The 7,780-nt window shown below is 64.2% G+C and carries 4 protein-coding genes; 3 read left to right on the top strand and 1 reads right to left on the bottom strand.

What is annotated here, in order from left to right:
* Nucleotides 1-503: 503 nt before the first annotated feature.
* Complete coding sequence (locus EAV90_RS27065) at nucleotides 504-3,980, bottom strand: indolepyruvate ferredoxin oxidoreductase family protein (RefSeq protein WP_129145177.1); 3,477 nt, start codon at nucleotides 3,978-3,980, stop codon at nucleotides 504-506.
* 162 nt (nucleotides 3,981-4,142) lie between these two features.
* Here EAV90_RS27065 and EAV90_RS27060 point away from each other — a divergent pair, with 162 nt between their 5' ends.
* The 3 genes from EAV90_RS27060 to EAV90_RS27050 all read left to right on the top strand — a co-directional run bounded on the left by EAV90_RS27060 (nucleotide 4,143) and on the right by EAV90_RS27050 (nucleotide 7,758).
* Nucleotides 4,143-5,084, top strand: coding sequence for a hypothetical protein (locus EAV90_RS27060; protein WP_122404417.1), 942 nt, complete (start codon nucleotides 4,143-4,145; stop codon nucleotides 5,082-5,084).
* 296 nt (nucleotides 5,085-5,380) lie between these two features.
* Complete coding sequence (locus EAV90_RS27055; RefSeq protein WP_122404416.1) at nucleotides 5,381-6,094, top strand: cysteine hydrolase family protein; 714 nt, start codon at nucleotides 5,381-5,383, stop codon at nucleotides 6,092-6,094.
* Nucleotides 6,091-7,758 carry a regulator gene (locus EAV90_RS27050; protein ID WP_122404415.1) on the top strand — a complete coding sequence of 556 codons (1,668 nt, stop codon included), beginning with the start codon at nucleotides 6,091-6,093 and terminating at the stop codon, nucleotides 7,756-7,758. The genes EAV90_RS27055 and EAV90_RS27050 overlap by 4 nt, the downstream gene beginning before the upstream one ends.
* Nucleotides 7,759-7,780 lie beyond the last annotated feature (22 nt).

The following is a 7,780-nucleotide window of genomic DNA, read 5'->3' as shown; positions in this document are numbered from 1 at the left end:
TTCAATCCGCTTCCACTCCGCCTCACTCAGCCAATATAGCTTTTGCCCCATCAAGCCCCCCTTCGACTCGGAGGTCTTGAATCACAACTCCGCCTCAGCGGGAATCCCTATTGAGTACAGACCCTAGCGCGGAATGGGTGAGCTTCCGTCTAAAGCGCGATGAGATTTGGATGAATCGTCATCGCGCTTTAGCTTGTTGTTTACGCATGATCTTTCCGGAAAACCGCGTCGCACTTTTCCGGATCATGCTTTAGCCCTTGGCATCGCTGTGATGCCCGCGCAGGCGGGCATCCAGTCCGCCGCGGTCTATCGTTGAGCCACAATCATCTCGGCATACTGGATCGTCCGGTCGAGCCGGGCGAACACGGCGAGTGCGTGGCGAGCGCGTCCCCACAATCTCGTCATTGCGGGCGAAGCGAAGCAATCCGGAGTCTTTCCACGGCTGCGGTCAGGATTGCTTCGCTTCGCCCGCAATAACGCGTGGAAAGAGCACGGTTCTTTCGCTACTCCGCCGCTGCGGCAAAGCGGCTGTTCTCCAGTTCCGCCTCAAGCCGCGCCGCCTCGGACCTCGCCAGCTTGATATTGGCTTCCTTGACATGACCGAAGCCGCGGATCGTCTCCGGTACGCGCGCGAGCCGTGTCAGCAGCGGGATCTGCTCGGCCTTCAACCCGGCGATGCGCTGATCGATGATCGCGAGATAATCCTCGACCAGCTTGCGCTCGGTCCGGCGCTCCTCGGTGCGGCCGAACGGATCGAACGCGGTGCCGCGCAGGAACTTGAGCCTGGCGAGAATGCGGAAAGCGTGGATCATCCAGGCGCCGAACTCCTGCTTCTGAAGCCGGCCTGTCGCCTTGTCTCGCTTCGCGAAGATCGGCGGTGCCAGGTGATACTTCAGTGTGAAGTCGCCGCCGAACTTCTCGGACACTTTCTTGGCGAAGCTGCCGTCGGTATAGAGCCGCGCAACCTCGTACTCGTCCTTGTAGGACATCAGCTTGAACAGGTTTTTCGCGACTGCCTCGGTCAGCTCCGTGGATGCGGGCGAAGCCGCGCTCTCGGCCTTGCGCACCTTGGCGACAGCCGCAAGGTAACGGTCGGCATAGGGTTCGTCCTGATAGAAGGTCAGGAACTCGGCGCGGGTGGCGATGATCTCGTCGAGCGATTTCGCCGGCGCGGATGCGCGGTTCTTGAACTGGAGCACGCTGCGCACCCGCGACATGTCGTGGGCCGCGAGGCGGCCCCAGGTGAAGGCGAGCTTGTTCATCTCGATCGCGGCGCCGTTGATCTCGATGGAGCGGAGCAGGGCCTCCAGCGACAGCGGGATCGCGCCCTTTTGGAAGGCGAAGCCGAGCATGAAGGGATTGGTGGCGATGCTGTCGCCCATCAGCGCCGCGGCGATGCCCGTGGCATCGACAATGTCGAGGTTCTTGTCGCCGATCGCGTCGCGCAGCACGGTCTGCATCGTGCCCATTTCGAAATCGAGATCGGGATTTTGCACGAAGCTCGCCGTCGGCTGCAAATCGGCGTTGATAAAGGCCTTGGTCACGCCGCGCTCGGCGCGGCTCAGCGCAGTCGGGCCGGCCGAGACGATCATGTCGCAGCCGAGGATGACGTCGGCGCCGCCGGTGGTGATGCGGACCGCGGAAATGTCCTCCGGCTTCGGGGCGATGCGGACATGGCTCATCACCGCGCCGTTCTTCTGCGACAGGCCGGTGAAGTCCAGCGCCGAGCAGCCGCGACCGTCGACATGGGCGGCCATGCCTAGCAGGGCGCCGATTGTGATGACGCCAGTGCCGCCGATGCCGGTGACGAGGATGTTGTAGGGGCCGTCGAGGTCGCGCGCGGGCGGCAGCGGCAGATCGGCGAACAGCTGGCCTGAATCCACCGCCGTGGTCTTCATCCGCTTCAGGCTGCCGCCGTGCACCGTCACAAAACTCGGGCAAAAACCTTCGACGCAGGAAAAGTCCTTGTTGCAGTTCGACTGGTCGATCTGCCGCTTGCGGCCGAACTCGGTCTCCAACGGCTGCACCGAGACGCAGTTGGAGGCCTGCGAGCAGTCGCCGCAGCCTTCGCAGACCAGCTCGTTGATGAAGGCGCGCTTGGCCGGATCAGGATAGAGCCCGCGCTTGCGGCGGCGGCGCTTTTCGGCGGCGCAGGTCTGGTCGTAGATGATGACGGTGAGGCCCTTGATGTCACGCAGCTCGCGCTGCACGGCATCGAGCTCGCGGCGGTGATGGATGGTCGCGCCTTGCGGGAAGTAGTTGCCTTGCGGGTACTTGCCCGGATCGTCCGAGACGATCGCAAGCCGCTTGACGCCCTCGGCCCAGACCTGGTGCGCGATCTGTGCGACGTTGAAGGCCCCTTCCGCCGGCTGGCCGCCGGTCATCGCCACGGCGTCGTTATAGAGGATCTTGTAGGTGATGTTGATGCCGGCGGCGGAGGCGGCGCGTAGGGCCAGGAGACCGGAATGGGTGTAGGTGCCGTCGCCGAGATTCTGGAAGATGTGCGTCTCGGTCGTGAAGGGCGACTGGCCGATCCAGTTCACGCCCTCGGCACCCATATGCGAGATCAGGTCGGTGCGGCGGGTCGGCATGCTCAGGGCCATGCCGTGGCAGCCGATGCCGGCCATGGCGCGGCTGCCTTCGGGCACGCGCGTCGAGGTGTTGTGCGGACAGCCCGAGCAGAAGAACGGCGTGCGCGCGAGCTTGATCGGTGCGCTGGCGGTGACGGGATTGTCGAACGCCTCCAGGCGTGCCAAGCGCTGTTCCAGCACCGGGCTGTGATGGCCGAGCTTGCGCAAGCGCGCCACCAGCGCGGACGCGACGATGGTCGGCGTCAGCTCGCCCTCACTCGGCAGCAGCGGCGCGCCGCGCTCGTCGCGCTTGCCCGTGACCGTCGGGCGTCTGGACGCATCCACGTTGTAGAGGATGCGCATCAGCTGGTCTTCGATGAAGCCGCGCTTCTCCTCGACCACCAGAACGTCCTGGAGACCTTCGGCGAAACGTTTGGCGCCGCTCTCCTCCAGCGGCCATGTCATCGCGACCTTGTAGATGCGAAGGCCCAGATCCTGCGCGTCCTTGTCGGTGATCCCCAAATCGGCGAGGGCCTGGCGGAGATCGAGATAGGCCTTGCCGGTCGCGACGATACCGAGCCGCGCAGGCTTGGAATCGAGCACGATGCGATCGAGCTGGTTGGCGCGGGCGAAGGCCTGCACCGCCGCCATCTTCGGGCCGAACAGCCGCTTCTCGGCCTCCAGCGGCGGATCGGGCCAGCGGATGTTGAGGCCACCGGGCGGCATCTCGAAATCCTCGGGGAGCACGATCTTGACGCGCTCGGGATCGCTGTAGATCGACGCCGAGCTCTCGACGGTCTCGCTGATCGCCTTGAAGCCGACCCAGCAGCCGGAGAAGCGCGACAGCGCAAAGCCGTAGAGGCCGAGATCGAGATAGTCCTGCAGCGTCGCCGGGTTGATCACGGGGATCAGCGACGCGGCGAACACCTGCTCGCTCTGATGCGCCAGGGTCGAGGACTGGCAGCCGTGGTCATCGCCGGCGAGCGCGAGCACGCCGCCATTGACCGAGGTGCCGGCCGCATTGGCGTGCTTGAGCGCATCGACCGAGCGATCGACGCCCGGGCCCTTGCCGTACCAGATGCCGAACACGCCGTCGACCTTGGCCCCGGGAAACAGCCCAACCTGCTGGCTGCCCCAGACCGCGGTCGCGGCCAAGTCTTCGTTGAGTCCCGGAACGAAGGCAATGTCGTGCTGCTGAAGGTGCGACTTCGCCCGCCATAGCGCATGATCGTACATGCCAAGCGGGGAACCGCGATATCCTGAGATGAAGCCGCCGGTGTTCAGTCCCTGAAGCCTGTCGCGTTCGCGCTGCAACATGGGAAGGCGGACCAGCGCCTGCGTGCCCGACAGGAAGATCCGCTTCGATTCGAGCCGGTATTTGTCGTCCAGCTCGACCTGCAACAGCGTCATTTCAGAAGTCCTCGGCTTTGGTTCTTGGGGTTTGCGCTGCGGGAAGGATTGCGGCTGCGCGACGCGATTGTGACAGTCAAATGCATGGCTCAGCGAAGTCAATATCGCTGGCCGCATCCGTGGCGCTCCTGCTAGTCATGGCTTGCGAGCGGAGGAGCGCGCATGATGGCGTTTGACACACAAATCACCCGAATAGGAGGCGCCTTGATTGGACCGTGGCGCCGGCCGCGGCAGATGCTACAGGCGCAAACCTATGATGCGCATGCCTCGATCCATGATGACGCGACGGCGCAGAAGCTCGGTTTCAAGGGCGGCACCATCGAGGGGCCGACCCATTTCAGCCAGTTCGCTCCACTTTGCGAGCGGCAATGGGGCCGGGCGTGGTTTGAGCGAGGGTGTCTCTCGGTGCATTACCGTAGTGTCTGCTACGAAGGTGAGGAGGTGCAGGCGACGCTGCTAGCCTCTTCGACCGAACAGCCCGAGTGTCAGGTACAGATGCTCAAGCGCGACGGCACCGAGGTGCTGCGCGGCACCGCATCCATCGTTGAGAGCCCGACAGCCCTCGACATCCGCCTCCGCGAGCTCAAGCCGCTGGCTGATCCCGTGATCCTGCGCGACGTCAAGGTGGCGCAGACGAGCAAGCGCCAGACGGTGCGGATGGCTTTCGACCAGAACATGGGCGACCTCTATCCGTTCTCCCTTCGGCAGAAGCTCGCCGTCATCACCGAGAACTCGCAATACTACTCGACCGCAGACAATCCATGGGGCAAGCCCATCATCCCGATGGAGATGCTCAGCGTGCTGTTCCAGTACCGCTCCAAGGACGATCCGCTGCCGGCCAAGGGCCCTGCCGTCGGCCTGTTCGCCGACCAGGAGATCCGCCTGGTGAAGGGCCCGCTGTTCGTCGACGAGGAGTACGAAGTCGAGCGCGAGGTGGTCGCACTCTCCGGCAGCCGCCGCACCGAAAGCGCCTGGGTCAAGACGCGCGTGTTCGCCAAGGCGGGCACGTTGGTGGCCACGATGTTGCTGAACATGGCGACGCTGAAGGACTCGTATGCGCCGTACGAGGAGGAGTATCGGCGGCTGTACGGGGCCGGGCGGTAGTCTCCTCGTCATCCCGCGGCGACGCGGAGCGTCGAGCCCGGGATGGCCGCACCGCATGAGGTGAAATGGATTCCAGGCACGCGCTGCGCGCCACGGAATGACGGAAGATGCCGCTCATCCTCTAGGCAAATGCACGTCGCAAAGCCGTCGCACAGGGAATAAGCAGGCGATCGCATTCTACGCAAGTTTTTGAGTACACTACAAATTCTGTCGCCGCCCGCGCCCCACTGCAATTGTACACAATGGCACGGCGCTTGCAGAACTCTGGCCAAGAGAGTTCTCGCGGGGCCTGCGTCATGTTGAACTCAGCCAATCCGACAAAGGGCGTCGTCAGCGCCGAGCCCGAGCCGATCGCGCTCGACTGGCCGGCCACCGCGCTTCTCATCATCGACATGCAGCGCGACTTCATGGAGCCCGGCGGCTTCGGCGAAACGCTCGGCAACGACGTCAGCCAGCTTGCACGCGCGGTGAAGCCGATCGGCGCGGTGCTGACGGCGGCGCGCGACATCGGCATGCTGGTGATCCACACGCGCGAGGGGCATCTGCCCGATCTCTCCGACGCGCCGCCGGCAAAGATCGAACGCGGCGCGCCGAGCCTTCGTATCGGCGATCCCGGTCCGATGGGACGAATCCTCATTCGCGGTGAGGCCGGCCACGACATCATTCCCGAGCTCTATCCGTTCGACAGCGAAATCGTGATCGACAAGCCGGGCAAGGGCGCCTTCTACGCCACCGAGCTCGGCGATGTCCTGGAGAATTACGGTATCGAGAATCTCTTGGTGTGCGGCGTCACGACAGAAGTTTGCGTCAACACCACCGTGCGCGAGGCCAATGACCGCGGCTATCGCTGCGTCGTCGTGTCCGATGGCTGCGCATCCTACTTCCCCGAATTTCACGAGATGGGCCTGAACATGATCAAGGCCCAGGGCGGCATCTTCGGCTGGGTCGCAAGCTCAGCCGCAGTCTTGGAGGCGATGAAGAGTTCGAACACATTGGGGGTAACATCATGAGCAAATTGACGGGGACGGCCGGCAAGTCTGAGATCAATACGTCCGACTTCAAGCTGGCGCTATGGACATCGGGCGACTGGAACGCGTTTTTCGGCTTCGGTACCAACATCCTCGTCAACATGCTGGTGCTCACGGGCCTGCTTCGCTTCGTGTTGAAGATGCCTGATGGTCTCGTGTTCGGGCGCATCCTGCCCGCGCTCGGGCTGATGATGTGCCTCTCCACCTTCTACTATGCGTATCTCGCCTATCGCCTCGCGCAGAAGACCGGCCGCAACGACGTCTGCGCGCTGCCGTCCGGCGTCAGCGTGCCGCACATGTTCATCGTCACCTTCGTGATCATGCTTCCGATCACGCTGAAGACCGGCGATCCTCTCAAGGGCTGGTCGGCGGGTCTCGTCTGGGTGTTCTTCCAGAGCTTCATTCTCATGATCGGCGGCTTCATCGCGCCGTTCATCCGCAGGATCACGCCGCGCGCGGCGCTACTCGGCACGCTTGCCGGCGTCTCCATCACCTTCATCTCGATGCGGCCGGCGCTGGAAATGTACATGACGCCGCAGATCGGTCTCGTCTGCTTCGCCATCATCCTGGTGAGCTGGTTCGGCGGGGTGAAATATTGGCGCGGCGTTCCCGCAGGCCTCGTCGCGATCGCGGCCGGCATGATCATCGCCTGGGGCTCGAACCTGTTCGGGCTCGGTCTCGGCGGCCTGAGCCTCAAAGGTGTCGGCGCGGCCTTTGCCAATTTCGGCTTTTCTGTGCCGATCCCGGCGGTAAACCATGTCTTCTCCGGCTTCGAATTCCTGGGCATCATCCTCGTCACCGCCATTCCGTTCGGCATCTACGATCTCGTCGAGGCCATGGACAATGTCGAGAGCGCGGAAGCGGCCGGCGACGAATATCCGACCACGCGCGTGCTCACCGCCGACGGCGTCGTCAGCCTGATCGGCTGCCTGATGGGCAATCCCTTCATCAACGCCGTCTATATCGGCCATCCCGGCTGGAAGGCGATGGGCGGTCGGATCGGTTACTCGGCGGCGACCGGCGTCATGGTGGTCGTGCTGTCCTGGTTCGGCATCATCTCGGTGCTGCTGGCACTCGTGCCTGTCGTCGCGATCTCGCCGATCTTGCTCTACATCGGCATGCTGATCGGGGCGCAGGCATTCCAGACGACACCGGTCAAGCACGCGCCCGCCATCGTGCTGGCGCTGACGCCGCATCTCGCCGCCTGGGCCAAGCTCCAGATCGACACGATGCTCGGCTCCACCATGAACGCGGCGGCAACCGTCGGCGGCTTGGCGGCCGACAAGGCCGATGCGGTCAAAGCCGCCGCGATCGCCGCGCTGCCGCAGCAGGGCGTGTTCTACCACGGTCTTGAGGTGATGGGCGGCGGCTCCATCCTCGGCGGCCTCATCCTCGGCGCCATCGGCGTCTTCATCATCGAGCGCGATTTCGAGAAGGCGTCCGCCTTTGCGCTGGTCGGGGCGGTGCTGACCTATTTCGGCTTCATGCACGGCGAAGCCGTCGGCATTGGCGGCGGCTTTGGCGTGACGCCCGCGGTCGCCCTGGCCTACGCCGTGATGGCCGCTGGGCTGTTCGCCGCCGGCAAGCTCGGCGCCAGCGAGCCCTACGCCGCACATCCGGAGATGTCCGCCGCGCCGGCGGAGTAGGCGCAGCTTTCGATACGCGGAA

It is taken from the genome of Bradyrhizobium vignae (assembly GCF_004114425.1).
GTDB classification, from domain to species: domain Bacteria; phylum Pseudomonadota; class Alphaproteobacteria; order Rhizobiales; family Xanthobacteraceae; genus Bradyrhizobium; species Bradyrhizobium vignae.
Note: the sequence above shows the minus strand (reverse complement) of the source record. Positions and strands in the feature narration are given on the sequence as shown.

What these genes read in the sequence shown, in the direction of transcription:
- EAV90_RS27060 (WP_122404417.1), top strand. Translation starts at nt 4,143, where the DNA reads ATGATGGCGTTTGACACACAAATCACCCGAATAGGAGGCGCCTTGATT.
- EAV90_RS27065 (WP_129145177.1), bottom strand. Translation starts at nt 3,980, where the DNA reads ATGACGCTGTTGCAGGTCGAGCTGGACGACAAATACCGGCTCGAATCG.
- EAV90_RS27055 (WP_122404416.1), top strand. Translation starts at nt 5,381, where the DNA reads ATGTTGAACTCAGCCAATCCGACAAAGGGCGTCGTCAGCGCCGAGCCC.
- EAV90_RS27050 (WP_122404415.1), top strand. Translation starts at nt 6,091, where the DNA reads ATGAGCAAATTGACGGGGACGGCCGGCAAGTCTGAGATCAATACGTCC.